This window comes from Diplocloster agilis (assembly GCF_019042275.1).
GTDB classification, from domain to species: domain Bacteria; phylum Bacillota; class Clostridia; order Lachnospirales; family Lachnospiraceae; genus Diplocloster; species Diplocloster agilis.
The window spans coordinates 140930-160272 of the sequence record NZ_JAHQCW010000004.1 but is presented as its reverse complement, the minus strand read 5'-3'; the positions used below and the strand labels follow the sequence as shown (position 1 = coordinate 160272).

The 19343-nt window shown below is 44.3% G+C and carries 15 protein-coding genes; 11 read left to right on the top strand and 4 right to left on the bottom strand.

Annotated elements, in window-relative coordinates; all coding sequences use genetic code 11:
• Positions 1–78 precede the first annotated feature (78 nt).
• From KTH89_RS04150 to KTH89_RS04115, 8 genes are all read left to right on the top strand, one after another.
• Positions 79–1437 (top strand): ABC transporter substrate-binding protein, encoded by a 1359-nt coding sequence (locus KTH89_RS04150; RefSeq protein ID WP_158342348.1) that lies wholly within the window; start codon positions 79–81, stop codon positions 1435–1437.
• 85 nt (positions 1438–1522) lie between these two features.
• Positions 1523–2383 carry a carbohydrate ABC transporter permease gene (locus KTH89_RS04145; RefSeq protein WP_158342347.1) on the top strand — a complete coding sequence of 287 codons (861 nt, stop codon included), beginning with the start codon at positions 1523–1525 and terminating at the stop codon, positions 2381–2383.
• A 2-nt stretch (positions 2384–2385) separates the two neighbouring features.
• On the top strand, positions 2386–3222 hold the full coding sequence (locus KTH89_RS04140; RefSeq protein ID WP_158342346.1) for a carbohydrate ABC transporter permease: 837 nt from the start codon (positions 2386–2388) through the stop codon (positions 3220–3222).
• Positions 3223–3229: 7 nt separating this feature from the next.
• Positions 3230–5320 carry a glycoside hydrolase family 36 protein gene (locus KTH89_RS04135; RefSeq protein WP_158342345.1) on the top strand — a complete coding sequence of 697 codons (2091 nt, stop codon included), beginning with the start codon at positions 3230–3232 and terminating at the stop codon, positions 5318–5320.
• Between the two features lie 63 nt (positions 5321–5383).
• Complete coding sequence (locus tag KTH89_RS04130; RefSeq protein WP_238720706.1) at positions 5384–7177, top strand: sensor histidine kinase; 1794 nt, start codon at positions 5384–5386, stop codon at positions 7175–7177.
• On the top strand, positions 7162–8766 hold the full coding sequence (locus KTH89_RS04125) for a response regulator transcription factor (protein WP_158342343.1): 1605 nt from the start codon (positions 7162–7164) through the stop codon (positions 8764–8766). The genes KTH89_RS04130 and KTH89_RS04125 overlap by 16 nt, the downstream gene beginning before the upstream one ends.
• Before the next feature lie 679 nt (positions 8767–9445).
• On the top strand, positions 9446–10768 hold the full coding sequence (locus KTH89_RS04120; protein ID WP_158342342.1) for an AAA family ATPase: 1323 nt from the start codon (positions 9446–9448) through the stop codon (positions 10766–10768).
• Between the two features lie 4 nt (positions 10769–10772).
• Positions 10773–11429 carry an RloB family protein gene (locus KTH89_RS04115; RefSeq protein WP_158342341.1) on the top strand — a complete coding sequence of 219 codons (657 nt, stop codon included), beginning with the start codon at positions 10773–10775 and terminating at the stop codon, positions 11427–11429.
• Positions 11430–11536: 107 nt separating this feature from the next.
• Here the strand turns inward: KTH89_RS04115 and KTH89_RS04110 are convergent, their stop codons facing one another.
• The 3 genes from KTH89_RS04110 to KTH89_RS04100 form a co-directional block, all read right to left on the bottom strand.
• Entirely contained in the window at positions 11537–11983 is a 447-nt protein-coding gene (locus KTH89_RS04110) for a hypothetical protein (RefSeq protein WP_158342340.1), read from the bottom strand.
• Between the two features lie 14 nt (positions 11984–11997).
• The gene (locus KTH89_RS04105) at positions 11998–13527 is read right to left on the bottom strand and encodes a Y-family DNA polymerase (RefSeq protein WP_158342339.1); all 1530 of its coding nucleotides are present in this window, start codon (positions 13525–13527) and stop codon (positions 11998–12000) included.
• A gap of 310 nt (positions 13528–13837) precedes the next feature.
• Complete coding sequence (locus tag KTH89_RS04100; RefSeq protein WP_158342338.1) at positions 13838–14377, bottom strand: DUF1697 domain-containing protein; 540 nt, start codon at positions 14375–14377, stop codon at positions 13838–13840.
• Positions 14378–14792: 415 nt separating this feature from the next.
• Here KTH89_RS04100 and KTH89_RS24860 point away from each other — a divergent pair, with 415 nt between their 5' ends.
• A complete protein-coding gene (locus tag KTH89_RS24860) occupies positions 14793–15353 on the top strand; it encodes a sugar O-acetyltransferase (RefSeq protein WP_158342337.1) in 561 nt (186 codons plus the stop codon).
• Between the two features lie 44 nt (positions 15354–15397).
• On the top strand, positions 15398–16774 hold the full coding sequence (locus KTH89_RS04085) for an MATE family efflux transporter (RefSeq protein ID WP_238720705.1): 1377 nt from the start codon (positions 15398–15400) through the stop codon (positions 16772–16774).
• Between the two features lie 31 nt (positions 16775–16805).
• On the opposite strand, the gene KTH89_RS04080 is transcribed toward KTH89_RS04085, so the two are convergent.
• A complete protein-coding gene (locus KTH89_RS04080) occupies positions 16806–17771 on the bottom strand; it encodes a helix-turn-helix transcriptional regulator (RefSeq protein WP_158342335.1) in 966 nt (321 codons plus the stop codon).
• A 288-nt stretch (positions 17772–18059) separates the two neighbouring features.
• Here KTH89_RS04080 and KTH89_RS04075 point away from each other — a divergent pair, with 288 nt between their 5' ends.
• Entirely contained in the window at positions 18060–19112 is a 1053-nt protein-coding gene (locus KTH89_RS04075) for a substrate-binding domain-containing protein (protein WP_158342334.1), read from the top strand.
• Positions 19113–19343: the final 231 nt, after the last annotated feature.

Here is a 19343-nt window from a genome sequence, read left to right as displayed (position 1 = left end):
GGTATCAGCCTGGAAAATATTGAGAAATTACAGGCTGATACTTGATCAAATATTTTTTAAAAAACAGGAGGATGTGTAATGAAGAAAAAATTAGTTAGTATGCTGCTATGTATGGCCATGGCGGCCACAATGATTACCGGATGCGGGGATAAGAAGGCCGGGGATGATGCGGCAGATACAGCGGACCAAAGCGTCCAGAGTACCCAGACAGAAACAGCCAAACCCCAGGAGACGGCGGCGAAGGAAGAGAGTTCCGGAGATGATATCACTTTGACTTGGGCCGTATTTGAAACAGACAATTACACGGCGGAAGTGTGGCAGCATATTATCGACGCATTTGAATCCGACAATCCGGGAATCAAGATTGAAAAAGTGTTGATGACCGGGGATTCCAGGCCGCAGTTTTTAAAGACCATGTTATCCGCAGGGAATATGCCCGATATCAATATTGACCCGGTAGATTTGGCTAGCACGGAGGGAGTCTATGCAGAAGTTCCGGAGGAGCTCCTGGCTAAATACGAAGACAGTTCCGTTGTGTCATTTGACGGCAAAAAGACCTTGGTTCCCGCCTACAAAGCTTACCGTACACAGGTCTACTATAACAAAGCGCAGTTTGCGGATGCCGGTATTACAGAGACACCGAAGACCTGGGATGAGTTTACGGCTGTATGTGACAAACTTCAGGCGAAGGGATACACACCGCTGATGGGCGTCGGCGCTTCTGATCTCTGGGCGACTGCTTTCGGATACTGGACCGGTGTTGTTAATTCCGAACTGTATTCTGCATACCCCAACTTCAACCGGGACATTCTGGATGGAAAATTGTCATGGACCGACAAGGTGCTTTCCGATACGTTAAAAAGCTGGCAGTCATTAACCAAATATTACCACAAAGGCTCCATGTCATTCAGCAATACGCAGGCTACTTCCGAGTTTATGAGCGGCAGCGCGGCCATGTTCATGGACGGCGCATGGAGCGCGCCTACCATTGATAATAGTACCGAGTATTCCGCAGACGATTTTGGCACATTTATGATGCCGACTCCTTCCGGAGCGAAAACCTATTGTACCATGCCTCAGTATTGGGGAGTTGCGGAAACCTGTAAGAACAAAGAAGCAGCTTTTAAGTTCTGTGAATATGTACTTGGCGGCAACCCGGATATCTACAAATATTATCTGCAGGCGGACGGCACCTTTTCTGTCACGAAAACACCTGTAACTTATGACATGGGACCGGTACAGACGGAATTTATCAAAAATCTGGAAGGCTACGAGCTGGTGCCTGAGGCAATGAAGTTAGTCGGCGATGATGCATTCCCTACCGGATTCGAAGATTATACGCTGAAATCTCTTCAGAACATCTTCACGGGCGCTGATGTTGACAAGGAATTATCAACATGGGATGCTGAAATGCAGAGGCTTGGGGCGCAAAAGTAATAAGCTAATTTGATAATTCAGAAAGATTTAGAGTACAAAATCGAATATTGAGTTTGTACTCTAAATCATTTTAGGAGAGAAGTATATGAAGAAAAAATCTATTTTATTCACAGTGCCTGCATTTCTGATCTATACGGTCCTGATGATTATTCCCATAGCCGGAGCGTTCTTATTAAGTTTTACGGACTGGAATGGAATCAGTGCGGCATACAACACGGTTGGTTTTAAGAATTACGTGGATATGCTTTCAGATGAACGGCTGAGGAATGCCATTTTTGTGACGTTAAAAATTACGGCAGTGGTGGCTGTGACGGTTAATGTGTTAGGCTTGTTTATAGCCATGCTGCTGAACCGGGCCAAGAGGCTGACCAATGTATTCCGGAGCATTTTCTTTTTGCCCTATGTGCTCAGCACAGTGGCCATCTCTTTTATATGGCTGGCCATCCTGTCTTACACAGGGGTCCTGAACTCCCTGCTGGAAATGTTTGGCATGGGCAATCTGGCGGCGGATTACATAGGAAATGCGAAAAACGCCATTCGAAGTATCTGCGTGATTGAAATATGGAGAATGCTTGGCTTCCACATGGTGCTGTATCTGGCCTCGATACAGACAGTTCCGCGGGAATTATATGAGGCGTGTATCATGGACGGAGGGAACCGCTGGCAGCAGTTCCGCTATATAACGATTCCGATGATCATTCCCGGTATCACGATTTCGGTGATTATGAGTATTATGACGGAAATGAAGCAGTACGACATCGTAAAAGTAATTACGAATGGAGGGCCGGGTTATTCTACAGAAACGGTAACCTATAATATCGTAACCCAGGCGTTTGGAAATAATATGCTGGGATATTCCTCTGCAATCGCCGTATTTTTGTTTCTGATTATCGCCGCCGTCTCTATATTACAGCTCCAATTATCTAAGAAATTGGAGGTATCCTGAAAATGAATATGAAAAACAGGAAGACAAGCGCTTCAAGCATTATTCTGAAAATATTTTTAGTAATACTGGCGGTTATTTTTGCGACTCCTTTATATATCACGCTGATTAATATCTTCAAAAGCACAAAGGAGATTTCCTCCTCTCCCATGTCCTTTCCGCTGCCGCCGATTCTGGATAACATTATAAAGGTAATAAAAAATCCCAACGTCAATCTGGGAGAAATGTACTTTAATTCTCTGTGCATTACAATATTTGGGGCGCTCATCTGCATTCTGGTTTCCGCATTGGCAGGATATTATCTTGCCAGAATGAAATCAAAGTTATCCCAAGGGATTTATATTTATTTTTTACTTGGATTGATGGTGCCCTATGCAATTGTCTACGTCCCGCTGGTTTCCATCTTTAAAGGGATTGGATTGGTCGGCAACCTGCCGGGCCTGATTATGGTATTTGTATCGGGGAGTATCTCTTTTTCCGTATTTATGTACCAGGGGTTTATCAAATCGACGCCGGTAGAATTAGAAGAGGCTGCAATTATTGACGGTGCCGGACAACTGAAAATATTTACAGCCGTTATCTTTCCCTTGGTAAAACCATGCACAACAACAGTGGCCATATTCATCGGCTTATCCATGTGGAACGATTTTCTCACCCCCCTGTTAATCGGACAGATTAAGACGATTACGGTAGGGATCTACACGGCAATCGGTCCGTATGCTTCCGACTGGGGAAGTGTGTTCGCTTATGTTATGTTTGCAACGCTGCCGATCGTGATTGCGTATCTTTTGGCGCAGAGACAGTTTATTGAAGGCTTGACTGCCGGCGCATTGAAAGGTTGATGCTCATATGAATATACTATCAGAATACTGTTTGGGAGATATGATTGTCAGATATGTATTGGATGAAGAAGACCAAGTGGGAATGGAGCTGTATCCGGCGTCTATGAACCAGGCCCTGGCAGCGGGGAAAAGTTACCGGGTGGACCCGCTGGTCCAGTGGAAAAAGGAGGGGGATGCGTACCCCTTTGGATTTGCCAACGGTATGACGATGCGCAACAGTGAATCGGTAAGCCGGATGAAATATAAATCTCAACAAGTTGAAAAAAATGCCGGGGAGATCCATATTACGACTATTCTGGAAGAGGATGAAGGAAACCGGATATTACATACACTGCATTACCGAAATGGAGATCCTGCTTTCTGGATAATCACAGAGTTCAGAAATTTGGGATTAAGACCGCTGACGCTTGAGATGCTGAGCAGCTTTTCGATCGGCGGGATTACTCCGTTTGCGGCGGATGAGGCGCCGAACAGACTGATTATTCATAAAATACGCAGTAAATGGAGCGCGGAGGGGCGAATGGAGACAAGAACAGCAAGCGAGCTGTTATTAGAACCGACCTGGTCACGCCATGGGGTATACAGTGATAAAATCGGCCAGGCCGGTTCCCTTCCGGTCCGTGGGTATTATCCGTTTGAAGCAGTCGAGGATACAAAGAGTAAAGTGGTATGGGCGGCCAGCCTGGCCTGTCCGTCCAGCTGGCAGATGGAACTTTACAGAAGAGACGAAGCTCTTTGTATGTCGGGTGGAATTGCGGATTATGATTTTGGACACTGGTGCAAGGAACTAAAACCGGGAGAGTGTTTTCGGACCGTTCCCGCCTGCCTGACCGTTTGTTGCGGCAATGTGGATAATGCCGGCCAGAGACTGACCAGAATGTGGAAAAAGGAAGATGATGGTAAAGAATTGCCGATCATATTTAATGAGTTCTGCACCACATGGGGAAAGCCATCCTATGAGAACATCAGCCGGATCCTTGAGACGCTGGGGAAGAGGCCTTTTCGGTATTTTGTGATAGACGCCGGCTGGTATGCAGATGCGGTGAAGGGCTGGGAGAGTAATATGGGAGATTGGGAAGTCTCCGAAGAGCTGTTTCCGCAAGGGCTGATGGCTGCAGCAGATAAAATCAGGAACTCCGGATTTATTCCCGGAATCTGGTTTGAACTGGAGATTTGCGGAAAAGACTCAAAAGCATTTTGGCTCGAGGATCATTTATTGAAACGAAAGGGGAAAGTAATTACGGCGGGGGGACGCCGTTTTTGGGATATGCGGGACCCGTGGACAGAGGAATATCTGACGCGCAAGGTGATAGAGTTTCTGGAGGAATACGGATTTGGATATCTGAAGGTGGACTATAATGAAAGCATCGGAATCGGCTGCGATGGAGCGGAAAGTTTAGGGGAGGGGCTGCGGCAGAATATGCAGGCAACCCAGAAATTTTTCAGAAAAATACGGAAAAGACTGCCGGATCTGGTGATCGAGCTATGTGCCTCCGGAGGCCATAGAATGGAGCCGTCCATGATCATGCTGTGCGATATGGTTTCTTTTTCGGATGCCCACGAGGAAAAAGAGATTCCGGTAATTGCGGCAAATGTTCATCGAATGATCCCGCCGGGGCAAAGCCAGATATGGGCAGTGCTGCGGGCATCCGATACGGGGAAAAGGATCGTTTATTCCATGGCGAATACTTTTCTGGGCGTCATGTGCCTGTCCGGGGATGTATATGCGCTATCCGACAGCCAATGGGAACTTGTGGACCGGGGGATAGCGTTCTACAGAGCGGTAAATCATATCATACGGGACGGACACACATGTTTTTATGGAACGGAACAGCAGAGTTGGCGGCGCCTGGAGGGCTGGCAGGGGATTGTCCAGTATTCAGACGACGGACGGGAAGCGTTATGTATCGTTCACAGATTTGAGGGGCAGATGGAGGAGAGGATAAGCCTGCCTGTTGGCGGAGGATACCGGATTGAGATGATATATGAAGAATCGGATCACCGGATCAGCCTTAAAAGAGGGACGCTGATGTTAGAATTTGAACAGGACTATGACGCCGCCGCGGTTTACCTTGTGAAGGAATCCTTCACTCTCTGATTGCCAGCGCGGTGCGCAGGGGATATAATGTTTTAGAGCGGATAAATGCGGGGGTGTGACGATATGCGGATCAGAAGAATAATCGAAAAGCTGAGATATCCGGGCATGTTTCTTAAGATACTGGTACTGTTTGAATGTATTCTGATTATTGTTGTCATCGTTACGTCTTCCTTTATCATTGAGCGTTTTTCTGATACGGTTATAGAAAAGGAAATTATGCTGGGGGACGCGAAGCTGGACAGGCTGGCGGACTACTGTAATGATAAATATAACAGGATATATAGTCTGTACAATTATATACATAGCGGGCCTATCTCTGAAATTGCCGCCAAGGCGGTGCAAAATCCGGAGGATGGATACGAGATCAATAATATAGAGATCACGGGAGTATTTGCAAAAGGCGTTATTTCCGCGGACCCGGATATCAGCGATGTTATCATTAGCTCAGTAAACGGAATTGTGTATTCTTTTTCGGGCGATGGATATATTGCGGTAAAGCCTAGTTTTGATTTTATACATTACCCGGCGATTACAGAATTTCTCAATTCGGAGGAAACGATCTGTATGATCTATGATGATCCGTCGTCCTATACCTTAAAAGACAGAGAGCCGGTTCTCTCCTTTGTCGGTAAAATATTCGATTCTACCATATTCCCCAAAAGAGAATTGGTAGGATTGTTTATCATGAATGTGCCTTTGCAGAAGATTGAGAAACAGGACCCTTCCCTGAACACGTCTATGGATGGGGAATTGACACTTGTAAGCAACAGAGACCAGATCCTATACTCAACGAGTCACGGTAATTGGGGAGAAAAAGCTGTGCCGAAGACCTGGGAGGACGCCGATCAGTATGTAAAGACAAAAGAAGTGGGTACCTCCGGGGCAAAGGCAATGTATACTCTTTCCAACCAGGATTTGATTAAAGAGATACAGCAGATCAAACATCAGATCTATAAGGTTATGGCAGTGGCAATTATTTTTACGATGACGGTATGCCTATTCATTTACCGGATCTTTAACCGTCAGGTTCAGATCTTGATCCGTTCTATGAGACAGCTTCAGACAGGAGATTTCAGTTTATATATTCCGATTAAATCCAAAGATGAAATCGGTATTATCAGTCAGGCATTTAATGAAATGTGTAAAAAGCTGAATGATTACATCTCTGAAGTATATGCGGCGGAGATTCAGCGCAAGAACGCGGAACTTAATGCGCTGCAGACGCAGATAGATCCCCATTTCTTATACAACACGCTGGACAGCATACGGGCCAGAGCGCTGGCGGAACAGGATGAAAAAACGGGAGAAATGATCGTGCTTTTGGGGAAAATGTTCCGCTGGAGCAGCAGAACTACGGATAAGTTTATCACACTGGAAGATGAGCTTGAGTATATAGATACTTACTTAAAACTGCAAAAATACCGATATGAGGAACGGCTGGACGTAGATATCCGGGTGCCGGATGAATGCCTGGATGATGTTATTCCAAAGCTGATCCTGCAGCCGCTGGTGGAAAACGTAATCAAACATGCCCTTGCCGATAAAGAGGATACGGGATTGATCGGTATCGTTGCAAAGGAAAAGGACGGGAAACGGCTGGAGATAACGATCTTCGATAACGGCAAAGGAATTGAGGAACATACCCTGCAGGATATGTATGAAAAATTGAACCAGCAGATCGCTCAGGATGAATTCAAAAGCATCGGACTGCAAAATGTTCAAGCCAGGCTTAAGCTTCTTTTTGGCGATGAATATGGGTTGATGATTAAAAGTATAGTGGGAGTCGGTACGGCTGTGAAGGTTATCATTCCAATTTTGACAAAGAAGGATGTGCAGGACGGATGTATAAATTACTGATCGTAGATGATGAAAAACAGGCCAGAGAGGGGATCAAGAGACTGCTTTCATGGGAGGATTACGGGATTATTATCTGCGGAGAAGCCACGAATGGTCAGGAAGCGCTGAAGATCATGGAAGAACAAAACCCGGATATCCTCTTGCTGGATATTCAAATGCCGGTCATGAGCGGTCTGGAATTGGCAAAAAGAATTCATGACAGTAATCTGGATTGCAAATTTATCGTGTTAAGCGGCTACGATGATTTCGAGCTGGTCCGAAAGGCAATGAAATATGGGGCGGTTGATTATCTTTTAAAGCCTTCCGGTAAGGAAGAAATCATTCGGACTATAGAAGAACTTATTGACAGCCTGGAAGATGGGCTTATTTCGAAACTGGAGAATAACGAACATCTGGCGTTATTAAAAAATAATGTATTGAACCGGTTGATAACCGGGACCATTTCTTCCAGAGAGCTGAAAGATAAGCTGGAGCTGCTGGAGCTGGATCTTTCCTCAGGACCTTTTGGCGCGGTATCCGTAGAAATCGTACAGAATGACGATCCGGCCGCAGATGATGATATCTCCTGGCAGATATTCGGCGTGTGTAATATATGTGATGAAATTATCATGGATTCAGGCAGGGGAATCGCGTTTACAGATTCTTCGGGCCGTGTGAGTATGATCATTAAGGAATTCAAAGGCTGGTCGGCGGATGTCCAGATTAAGAAGCTGCTGATGAGATGCATTTGCGAAGTAAAGAAACATCTGAATCTGGAGATAACGATTACTGTCGGCAATCAGGTGAGCAGCAACCGTAAAATGTATGAATCCTATAAAAATGCCCTGAGCACAATGTCATACCGGTTTATATTTGGAATCGGCAAAGTTCTTTTTTATGATGAGATCAAAGAATATTTTGAAAACGCGCCGGGATCGGTCAGAATTGACGGCGAACATTTCAAAGAGCTTATAAAGAAGGGCGATTTTGATCTGATAGACAGGTATGTGCAGGAACTATTTTTGGACCAGATCCGCCGTGATCCCCTTGCGGAGATTTATGTATTAAAAAATAGCGCTCTGGAATTAAGCGTGCTGGCATTCCAATGCCTGGCGGAGAACGCGTTTATAGACCAGAACGAGATCTATTGTAAAAAAAATCGGGCTTTGGGAAAAATCATGATTCAAACATCTCCGGAAGGAGTACGGAAACAGATACTTGAGTTTTTGAAACAGGTTATTGAGATGATAGAATCAAGCCGGGAAAAAACTCTGAGTAAGCCGGTCTTTGACACGATCCAGTTTATCGAGAGCAATTATACCGATCCGGACCTTTCCCTCCAATATCTGGCCGATGATTTCCATATCAGCACCGCATATCTGGGCAAGCTTTTTAAAAAGGAAACAGGCAGTAATTTTAATGATTATCTGAACACATTTCGTATCCGGAAGGCAGAAAAGCTATTGGTAACTACAAATTATAAAGGAATAGAATTGGCGGAAAGGGTAGGCTTTGCCAGCTATAACTATTTTTATATCGTTTTTAAAAAGGTAACAGGGCAAAAACCTATGGATATCAGAAAAAATGCTTTGGAAAAACTAAAAGAATAACGATGCTATCCCTGTCTTGTGGTATGAAGCCGTTAACTGACAAAAACCGGTCAGCAGCGGCTTCTTTTTATTAAGGGTCGGATAGACCCAGTTGAGTACGTTTCCGTTTCTCAACAGAGAAACGGAAACGTGCGAAATATAAACCACCCGATTTGCGGGTGCGCGACGTTCGTTATACAAAAATCACCTTTCCTTATAATAGAGGCTGTTCAGGCCACTATTAAGAAAGGAAAGGTGAAAACATGGCTAACTTCAGATGGAAAAGGGCTGAGGGAAAAGGTCCGCTAAAATGTAGAAATTTAGAATATTTCGTTGTTCTATGATCTGTGTTGACGTAAGCATTAACGTTATACTTACCATGAACGATACCATAAATTTGAAGGAGAGGCATTTGATGAGAAGAAGATTGGTTAGATATTTTCCCCGAAACAGATGTGGTTCCAGGGAGAGCGGATGATTCGTTTCGGGGACGATTTTTTACCTCCGAATTCGTTAATCCGAAACTTCTGTTATAACAATATATTATAAAAGAGTAAGGACGGTCATCCTACCGGTCTTCAATACATAGTATATTCTGCAAATTAGTTGCAAAATAAAAATACATATTTGACTTTGTGGCATATTATAGCTATAATATAATGAAGATTTTGCAACTAATATGCAGAATGGAGGAAAGACTATGCTGCTGGAATTTAAGACATCCAATTATAAATCATTTAAAGAAGAATTAGTATTCTCACTTGTGCCGGCACCGAAGCAAAAGGGGTTGGATTACAGTGTGTTGGTAGAAACAGTTGGAAAGAAAAAATATAAAGGACTATGCTCAGCGGTTATTTATGGCCCGAATGCATCGGGTAAAACCAATATTATTGGGGCGATGGATACCTTTAAATCCATTGTCCTGCGTGGCAATCTGCGTAACGATGATGATAAGAGTGCTCCCAATGCCGCTGCCAATGCATTAGAATTGATTCCAAACAACTCTGCGGAATGCAGTGAGCCGGTGTGCTTTTCTATCAAATTTGTTGCGGATAGTCTGCTGATCGAATATGGATTTACAGCAGATTTGGGGAGATTCTTAGAGGTAGACTATTCTCGCAAAGTTTTATCAGAAACACTTAGCATAAATGGTTCGGTTATTTTCTCACGGAATGATGGACTGGAATTTGAATCATTAGATACCATTCAAGAATATCAGGTAAATGCCTTCGAACAAAATGCAGAGGGCGCTATCGCTCTGGCCAAATGTAACTTGAACGATGAAGAACTGTTTTTGATGAATGGATTCAAAACAATGTTCAGTTCTAAACTGGTTGCTCTGATCAGCGATTGGCTTGATAACAAGTTTATGGTGATCTACAGAGCAGATTCCATGCACCTCATAAGAAAATTCAGTGATCCCCAAAAAAAATCCGTCTATGTAGAAAAAACTCTAAATGAGGCGGCCACTTGTTTTGGAATCAATTCAAACGCACTCGGATATCTTGTAGAGGGAGAAACAGGCGAAGCAAAGCTATGTTCTGTATTTGGCGCTTCAAAAAAAGGGACTGCAATTGAGGCAGAATTGTTTGAATCCTATGGTACGATTCGCTTCGTGAATATGTTTCCGCTGGTCGTCAACGCTTTGCTTAACGGCGGTACTCTGGTAGTGGATGAATTTGACGCTTCTATTCACCCAATGGCGCTCATGAATATAATCAACATATTTCATAATGATGAGATTAACATACACAATGCGCAGTTAGTTTTTAACACCCACAATCCTATTTTTTTAAATGCAAATCTGTACCGGCGTGATGAAATCAAGTTCGTGGAACGTGATGATATAACACATTTTAGCAGCCATTATGCGCTTTCTGATTTTGGAACCACAGGGAAATCAGGTGTCCGTAAAAACGAGGATTATATGAAAAATTACTTTGTGGATCGATACGGTGCAATTAAGGATATCGACTTCGCACCTATATTTGAGGATTTACTCTCCCATAGGAATGAGGTGTGACCAAATGCATAAAGAAAATCGAACTTACTACTTCTCCGTCGAAGGAGCAACCGAAAAATGGTATCTGGACTGGCTTCAAAATATGATTAATGCAGATCCAGATGCTAAATATACCGTTAAGTTAAACAGTAAAATTCAAAAAGATCCGCTTGCCCACGTGAAAAAAATGACCATTACTGGAAAAACAGAAGTCACTCACATATTTGATTACGAAAGTGAGGAAGCCGTTCATGTGCAGCAATTTAAGACAGCGCTTGATCGGATGAAAGAGGCACAAAACTCTGGGAAAAACATCAAATACCAACTGGGATATAGTAATTTAACATTTGAGCTTTGGATAATCCTGCATAAGGAAGATTGTAATAGACATTTGGCGCATCGTAATCTATATCTTGATCCACTCAATCGTGCCTACGGGGAACACTTCGAAAATTTGAAGCAATACAAACAAGAAGACAACTTCAAACGAATCCTCAAACAGTTAAGTCTGAATCATGTTAAAGCGGCGATACGGCGTTCCAAGGCTATTATGCAACGTAATCAAGAGAATGGCTATGTTTTGCAGCAATATAAGGGATACAAATACTACAGGGAAAATCCGTCTCTTTCCATTTGGAAAGTCGTTGAAAAAATCTTATTTGATTGTGAAATTTTACGATAAGATAGGAATATGGGATGGGAGCAATAATTATCGCATTTATAGCTCTTAAAATCTAAAGCGGAGTTAACCTGCAAAGCTGATGACAAAAGTATATTGCTGCAATGAATCTACGATAACTCCAAAAAGCGAAACAAATTTCCAGCTAGATCAATCACATCATCAAAAGGAATATTAGTTCCATCCGTTAGAGTCAGTACTCCTCCATAATCATCAAACTTTTTTACCCTGCCGTTTTTCACAACGTAAGAACCCCCGCCTTTTTTACTATCCGGCACAAAATAGGTGAGAGTGACTTCCGGCTGCTCTTTTATTCTGGAGATTACCAATAACAGCTTTTCATTTAAAATTTCCTTACTATTCTCATCAAGTTCTATCTTCCGGTCTGTCAGACGCGCTGTTTCCCGGATGGCCGCCTCATGACCGGTTAAGGCCGCAAAGGGAGAAAATTGAGCGGCACGGTCAGAAACCGGCATAGGCGGGTGGGTTTTGGAAACAGGGCGAGGCAGGTCAATGATGTCATCATACCGGTGTGGATGATCGATATTTTTCTGCATCCGTTTCTCCTTTCCTAGGCTTTGTGGCCTCCGATCTGATGGTTGCGTTGGATCGTGGTGGCGCCTTCTTCCAGGTTCGTACCCTTAAGTATAGCGTTTTTTCCAAATTTCTTTTTGATATCCAGCATGGCTTTCTGCAGCCGTTTTTCCCGTTCCAGCTCCTGATTCTCCAGCTCCTTTTGTTTTTGCAGAGCGGAATAGTCGGTAAACAAATCCAATTGTTCAAAGGATTCCTGGTTTTGGATACTTCGTTCATCAACCACCCGGTTGGCAGTTACACTAACTCTGCGGATCAGAAGTTTATCATCGATAATGCGGTCGTATAGAGCCATAACCGCATCCATAATAAGCTTTGTGGAGGAGGTCGGCCGGCTAAGATTTGTTGTTCCGTGGGCGTGTTTCGGAATTCTGCGGCCATACCGGTCGATGGTTACAGGGCCGTGATAGTTTTTGCGTATTTCCGGATCCGACAAGTTTTCTATGTCATATCCCACGGTCAGGACGATCTGATCCGTCACAAGCCCCTTGTCTACTAGATCCAGAACCAGCAGATCCGTCATTTCCCGTACAATCAGTTTGGCTTTATCGGATTCGTAAGGACATTGCAGTACCTGGCCGGAGCCGATGCTGTTTGACGATGGCTTGTAAGCCTTCACATCCGCCAGCGTGCAGGGCTCCCAGCCCCATGCGTGGTCGATGAGAAGTTCCGCGTTGATTCCAAACATCTTATAGAGCAAATCCTCATTATAATAATCCGTCGGCTTGCCCAGGGAACATCTGGCAATATCGCCCATGGTGTAAAGGCCCTGTTCTTCCAATTTTTTTGCATAACCCCTTCCGATACGCCAAAAGTCGGTAAGCGGGCGATAGGTCCAAAGGCTGTGACGATAGGATAATTCGTCCAGTTCTGCAATCCTGACGCCGTTTTCGTCCGGGTCGATACGCTTTGCCATGATGTCCATAGCTATTTTACAAAGGTACAGATTCGAACCGATTCCCGCGGTTGCGGTAATCCCCGTGGTATGGAGTACATCCAGGATTACCTTTTTTGCCAATTCACGGGCTGTAAGGCTGTAGGTGCGCAGGTAGTCGGTAACATCGATGAACACTTCATCAATGGAATATACATGGATATCTTCCGGGGCGAAATAGTTTAAATAGATCTGGTAGATCCTGGCGCTGTATTCCATATAAAGAGCCATGCGTGGCGGTACGATCAGATAATCTATGGCCAGCGAGGGATCTGATTGCAGTTCCAGATCGTCTGTGGAGGAACCGGTAAAACGATGTCCCGGGGAGTTCTGTTTTCGCCGGCTATTTGCTTTTTTTACCAGTTCAACGACTTCGAACAGTCTTGCGCGTCCGGGAATGCCATAAGCCTTTAGGGAAGGTGAAACCGCGAGGCATATGGTTTTTTCCGTCCGGCTTACATCGGCCACGACAAGATTGGTCGTCAGCGGATTCAGCCTCCGTTCGTTGCATTCCACGGAAGCATAGAAGGATTTTGAGTCAATCGCTGCATAGGTTCGGTTTTCCGTTGACATCGCATTTCGGATCCTTTCGTTTTCATATTATCGTTCCAATATACTTTCATGGGCCTGGACGTTGAAAAAACACTCTGCGGCCTCAATGAATTTTTTGGCGGCGGGTGTCAAATTGACGCCGTGGGTTGGAACGCAGAACCAGCTTTACGCCATGATAACATATCAGAACTTCCGAATCAAGGCGGGTTCTGCTTAAATAAAATTAAGGAAAAAGGCTTAAGCAGAGGCGGTGTGCAAAGGGGCGGATGTGACCATGCACTACCAGGTGGCCGAGGAGCACGGTTTTACAGAGATGGCGGATTTTCAGATTTTACATACCCACTATTTTTCTGACGGTATTTGCTGTCCGGATCGTAATCCTGTGACTTATATTTGAACTGGCAGTCCTTGACCACCAATTTGTCTTTTGATAATCCTTACGGCTGAAAGACCAGAACACAGCATTTTTATAATGATATGATTTCTCATATCCCTCTTTAGGACTGCCGATTTGGTCGCAGAACTCCTCATAAGACAAAGGCGGCATAAGGAATATAAGGTTATCATATATTTCTTTGCCATCATTTCCCCACCAATCAGGAGCATGATTTACTATATCCTTAAGCAATTCCTGTGAAATAATAAAAATCGGTATATCCAATTCAAATCTGTCTTTGATCAGCAGCTTGATTTTATTTGTAAGGGCGTTCTTATCATCCATATCGCTTGAAAAAATCACATTGCCACTATTGAGATGGGTAGCAACCTCTGAAAATCCAAGCTCTATCAATCCGGTTTTCAATTCGGACATGGAAATCTTGTTTTTGCCGCTTATATTTATTCCCCGTAGCAATGCAATATACCTTTTCATAATAAAATTTACTCCTTTACAGCTTTTTTCTTTGCCGCTTTCAATGCGGTCTGTTCCTTATCTGTCCAAGGCGTATATGTCCTGGGCAGATGTCTTTATTCTAAGGCTGCGTCTCATTAAAGTCAAACTTAGAGCGGCATAGTGAAGAGCTAACTTGTTACATAGCTGCTTCCCGCCATAAGCTGATCATCTTTGAGACGATCAGTTATTTTTTTGCAATGAATAAAAATTGTTTATTGCATCTCACCTTGTAAGAAAAAACCACTATATATGTTAAATATTAGCGCTGTTTCCATGCTCCTCTTCTTTTATACTAAAGGTTGATAAGAAAAAAGAGTGAGAATATTGAAAAACAAAATAAATTTACAACCACAACGGTTAAAGAAAAATAGACAAAAAAACATGAGGTGATAAAATGACTGAACTAGAAAAAATGGACAACGGAATGGAATACTGCTTTTTTGATGCAGAGGTGGTGGCGCGTAAAGAGATGGCTTTAAAAAGATGTACAAAATTTAATACGATTGACCCTGCGGACTATGAAGCTCAGCTTTTTGCCATCAAAGAGCTATTCGGCTCCACCAAAGAGCAAGTATATATCCAGCCTGACTTTAACTGTGACAACGGAAAAAATATCCATGTGGGTGAAGACTTTCTGACAAATTACAATGTTACAATCCTGGATATTGCTCCGGTGCATATTGGCGACTATTGCATGATTGGGCCGAACACTTTGATAACGACAGTCGGTCATCCACTTAACCCGGAAGGCCGGCGGGAGAAAAAAGCGTACAGCAGGCCTGTCACGATTGGAAATGATGTATGGATAGGCGGGAACTGTACGATATTGCCCGGCGTTACGATTGGCAATAATGTGGTAGTTGCCGCCGGCGCTGTCGTAACAAAAGATGTGCCGGACAATTGTGTCGTAGCGGGAGTACCGGCAAGAGTTATAAAAAGAATCGAAAATGAGTAAGGGAAATTCTTTCTCCCTAACAGTAAATTACGGAAACGAAAGGTATGGCTACAGATATGACAGTAAAATCACCGGGCGTTTCAGATACCACATTTTATCAAAAACTTATGAGACTGGTTCTGCCTATTGCTTTTCAGCAATTTATGCTGGCGGCGGTCAGTGCGTCAGATGCCTTTATGCTGGGCTTTGTGAACCAGGATTCGTTGTCCGCAGCATCGCTGGCCGGGCAGATCACCTTTGTCTTTAATCTGTTTATGGGCGGGCTGACGGTTGGAACCAGCATTCTGGCGGCGCAATATTACGGGAAGGGAGATAAAGCTTCCATAGAAAAGATTTTTGCCTATGTGACAAAAATTTCTTTCCTCATATCCGTGGTATTTTTTATGGCGTCGGTGATGATACCGGAACGGCTGATGCGAATTTTCACTCCGGAACCCCGTCTGATCAGCGGCGGCGTTGTATATTTGCGGATTGTGGCGGCTTCTTATCTTTTTACCGGCATTTCCCAGATATTCCTCTGTATATTGAAGAACACCGGCTCTGCAATGAAAAGCATGCTGGTCGGTTCGACGTCTGTCGTTATCAATATTGTGCTGAATGCTATGCTGATCTTTGGAATCGGGATTTTTCCCGAAATGGGGATTGCCGGCGCGGCCCTGGCTACCACGATTGCAAAGCTGATCGAGATGGCCTGGGCATACGGGGAATCCCTCCGGCCCGGAAATGCCAGGCTGCGGGGAAACTATCTGCTCCATTCCGACCGTCTGCTGCGAAAAGACTATTGGAAATATACGGTTCCCATGCTGGGCGATTATCTGGTCTGGGGCGTCGGTTTTTCCATGTATTCCGTTATAATGGGACATTTGGGCAGCGATGCGGTGGCGGCGAATTCTATCGCCAATATCGTAAAAAACCTGATCGTCTGCTTCTGCACCGGCCTGGGCAATGGCGGAGGAATTATCATAGGCAACGAATTGGGCAGAAACGACCTGGAGCAGGCCAAAAAATACGGCGCCATTCTCTGCAAAATGTCGATTATCAGCGGGATACTATCGGCGGTTGTACTTTTGGCGGTCAGTCCATGGATTATAAATGTGACGGAACTCAGTGCGCAGGCCGCAGATTATCTTAAGTGGATGCTGATATTGTGCGCCTGCTATATGGTTGGAAAATCATTTAATATGACGACGATCGCGGGGATTTTCCCGGCGGGCGGTGACGCCAAGTTTGGCCTCATCTGTGATGCGGTTACCATGTGGGCTTTTGCTGTTCCCGTTGGATTGTTAGCTGCATTCGTATGGCATCTGCCTGTGATCGCTGTATTTCTTATTATTAATCTGGATGAAATCGTAAAGCTTCCGGTTGTAATCTCACGGTACCAAAAGTACGGGTGGCTGAAAAATCTGACAAGGGAAGCCTAGCAGTTGCGAATGAAAAAAGTCGTACAGTTATCTAACAGTAGGACTTGGCGGCCTTTTGTACATACTCCCGGGGAGAAACATGAAAATATTCCCGGAACGCCTTATAAAAGTTGCTGCTGTTACTGTACCCCAACATCTGCGCAATCTCCGTAATAGGCAAAGTGGTTCCTTTTAATAGAATAAGAGCCCGCTCCATACGCTGTTCCAACAAGATCTCGGAGAAAGATTTTCCGATTTCCCGATGCAGCAATGTGGAGATATAGTTTGGATGGTAGGAAAAATGTTTTGCGATATCTTTAAGCGTGACGATATCGGAGTGCTCGCTCATATACTGGACAATTTTATTGGATAATTTATCAGAGACCGGTTCTTTGTAAATAAGGGCGTACTGCCGGGCGATCTGCATCAGAAAGGCCAGAACCAGCGGCTTTAGGACATCCTGCGTATCTTCCTGTTTATAAGCGTATTCAATCATCATCATTTCGAGAAGCGTTCGAATATTACAATCCTCCTCTATTTTGAAATGAATATATTCATCTGAAAAGCTATTCGTGGCCGGGTCCAGAAAAAAGTGGAACAGTTTGGAATTGGCCGATAATAAAGGCAGAAAAACCCGGAAGAAAGTCTCTTTTTGAATCAACACGCCGATGATTATGGTTTCCTGATTGTCATGGACGCAAAGCGCATGCCCGGCAAACGGCTGCCCGGCATAGAGCTCTTTTTCGCGAATCGTAATACGGTTATCATATTTATAGCTTAGGGAATCGTATTCCCCCTTATATGTATAATTAAAGTAAAAGAAATCATGCCGGTGAAACAATTCCTGAACGCCATCGCTTTTGTGTACGCAAATCAGGATTTTTTCATCCGGTATGCCAGGCCAGCGGTACATCTTTTCCGATGGATTGCCTGTCAGCGAATCGTGATACGTCCAATCCAATTCCGGAAATTGATCCTGAAGCTTATTGATTGCGGACTGTAATAAGGTATGACCCATTAAACCCCTCCTGTTTTTCATAAATTATATATTACATTATATCACTTTTTGAAAACAAGTCCATCTTCGCGTATTCTGATGTTCCTGTATTCTGGCTTATATCGAAGGTTTCCAATAGCGTCCGGAGGGTTCATATCCACAATATATTATTATTTGACATACAGGAGGTGAAAATATAGCGCTGATTTTAAAAAGAATGTTTTTTATACTTGATAAAAGACAAAGAGGGGAAAAACAGGGAAACCTGATGATCCAGTATAACCGATTTCGAGATGGAGGTAATATAATATGAAGAAAGAACGAGCAGGGATTTTTATAAGCCTGGCACTTATGGCCGCATTGCTTGCAGGATGCGAATCAGTCGTGGCAGAGGCCCGTGCGTCCGGGGCAGAAAAACAGGCGGCTGACTTCATGGACGTACCAAAGACGGCTGCAATAGGACAAAGGACTGACGGGGACGCAGTGGTTCCCAATGGAAAATTGATTTACATTATAACGCCCGCCGCGGAAGACCTGGCTGTTAAGGCAGAAGCGGATATGGCGGAAACGGAAGCAAAACGCCTGGGGTATAAAACAAAAGCGGTCTCCCATGACGGTGATCCTGCAAAACAGGCGGATTTGATAAACGCGGCAATTACGGAAGGGGCAAGCGCTATAATACTGGATAGCGCGGAGGCAAGCACCGGCACAGATGCGGTAAAGATCGCAATGGGAGCGGGTATTCCCACTTTTTGTATTGGCAGAGAGGGCAGCGCCCAAAGCGCTGCGGTTGCCCATGTCGTATCCAATCATGATCAAGGAGCAAAGCTGGTGGGCGAGTGCTTTGCAGAAGCTATGGGTAGGAAGGGCGAATATGCGGAATTGACCGGAGCGGTATCGGATGCCAATGCCGTTTCCCGATCGGATGCGTATCACGAAGTGCTTGATCCTTATGCTGCGATGACCATGGCTGCTCAGGAATCCGTGAGCGGGGGCCAGCAAGAGGCTTTTGAGAAAACGAAGATCATCCTGCAGAACCATCCGAATATCAAAGGGATTATCTGTGGAAAGGATGCTATGGCGATCGGCGCCGTGACAGCGATTCAAGCTGCCGGGCTAGAAGGAAAAGTGATCGTTGCAGGTTATGGAGGCTCAGACGCCGCCCGCGATCAGGTGATCACCGGAAATATGATCTGCACATGCTTAGAGCCATTTGCCGAGTGCGCAAAAATGGCTGTGCAGCAGGCGGATACCTATATCAGCACAGGCGTCATGGAGTCTGAGGAAAAGCAGATGATCGATTGTACTCTGATTACACCGGAAAATGCAGGCAAATTGTCCGGTATGATAGTAGCAGAATAAAAGCAGAATAAAATTGACAGACGAGAAGGATTTGACCGGAGATATTGCGAATAGTTAAATGCGAAGGGTAAACGATACTCTGCAATATCTCCGAAACGGTAACAAACTCTTACTTATCTTAATCTATAAAGAAAATTCAGGCATTTATTCTATTGCCAATCTATTTGATTTTTTCATTCTTTTTTCAATCCCTTTCCCGAGAACCTATTTTCAAATAAGTTTATATGTATA

What these genes read in the sequence shown, in the direction of transcription:
- KTH89_RS04150 (WP_158342348.1), top strand. Translation starts at nt 79, where the DNA reads ATGAAGAAAAAATTAGTTAGTATGCTGCTATGTATGGCCATGGCGGCC.
- KTH89_RS04145 (WP_158342347.1), top strand. Translation starts at nt 1,523, where the DNA reads ATGAAGAAAAAATCTATTTTATTCACAGTGCCTGCATTTCTGATCTAT.
- KTH89_RS04140 (WP_158342346.1), top strand. Translation starts at nt 2,386, where the DNA reads ATGAATATGAAAAACAGGAAGACAAGCGCTTCAAGCATTATTCTGAAA.
- KTH89_RS04135 (WP_158342345.1), top strand. Translation starts at nt 3,230, where the DNA reads ATGAATATACTATCAGAATACTGTTTGGGAGATATGATTGTCAGATAT.
- KTH89_RS04130 (WP_238720706.1), top strand. Translation starts at nt 5,384, where the DNA reads ATGCGGATCAGAAGAATAATCGAAAAGCTGAGATATCCGGGCATGTTT.
- KTH89_RS04125 (WP_158342343.1), top strand. Translation starts at nt 7,162, where the DNA reads ATGTATAAATTACTGATCGTAGATGATGAAAAACAGGCCAGAGAGGGG.
- KTH89_RS04120 (WP_158342342.1), top strand. Translation starts at nt 9,446, where the DNA reads ATGCTGCTGGAATTTAAGACATCCAATTATAAATCATTTAAAGAAGAA.
- KTH89_RS04115 (WP_158342341.1), top strand. Translation starts at nt 10,773, where the DNA reads ATGCATAAAGAAAATCGAACTTACTACTTCTCCGTCGAAGGAGCAACC.
- KTH89_RS04110 (WP_158342340.1), bottom strand. Translation starts at nt 11,983, where the DNA reads ATGCAGAAAAATATCGATCATCCACACCGGTATGATGACATCATTGAC.
- KTH89_RS04105 (WP_158342339.1), bottom strand. Translation starts at nt 13,527, where the DNA reads ATGTCAACGGAAAACCGAACCTATGCAGCGATTGACTCAAAATCCTTC.
- KTH89_RS04100 (WP_158342338.1), bottom strand. Translation starts at nt 14,377, where the DNA reads ATGAAAAGGTATATTGCATTGCTACGGGGAATAAATATAAGCGGCAAA.
- KTH89_RS24860 (WP_158342337.1), top strand. Translation starts at nt 14,793, where the DNA reads ATGACTGAACTAGAAAAAATGGACAACGGAATGGAATACTGCTTTTTT.
- KTH89_RS04085 (WP_238720705.1), top strand. Translation starts at nt 15,398, where the DNA reads ATGGCTACAGATATGACAGTAAAATCACCGGGCGTTTCAGATACCACA.
- KTH89_RS04080 (WP_158342335.1), bottom strand. Translation starts at nt 17,771, where the DNA reads ATGGGTCATACCTTATTACAGTCCGCAATCAATAAGCTTCAGGATCAA.
- KTH89_RS04075 (WP_158342334.1), top strand. Translation starts at nt 18,060, where the DNA reads ATGAAGAAAGAACGAGCAGGGATTTTTATAAGCCTGGCACTTATGGCC.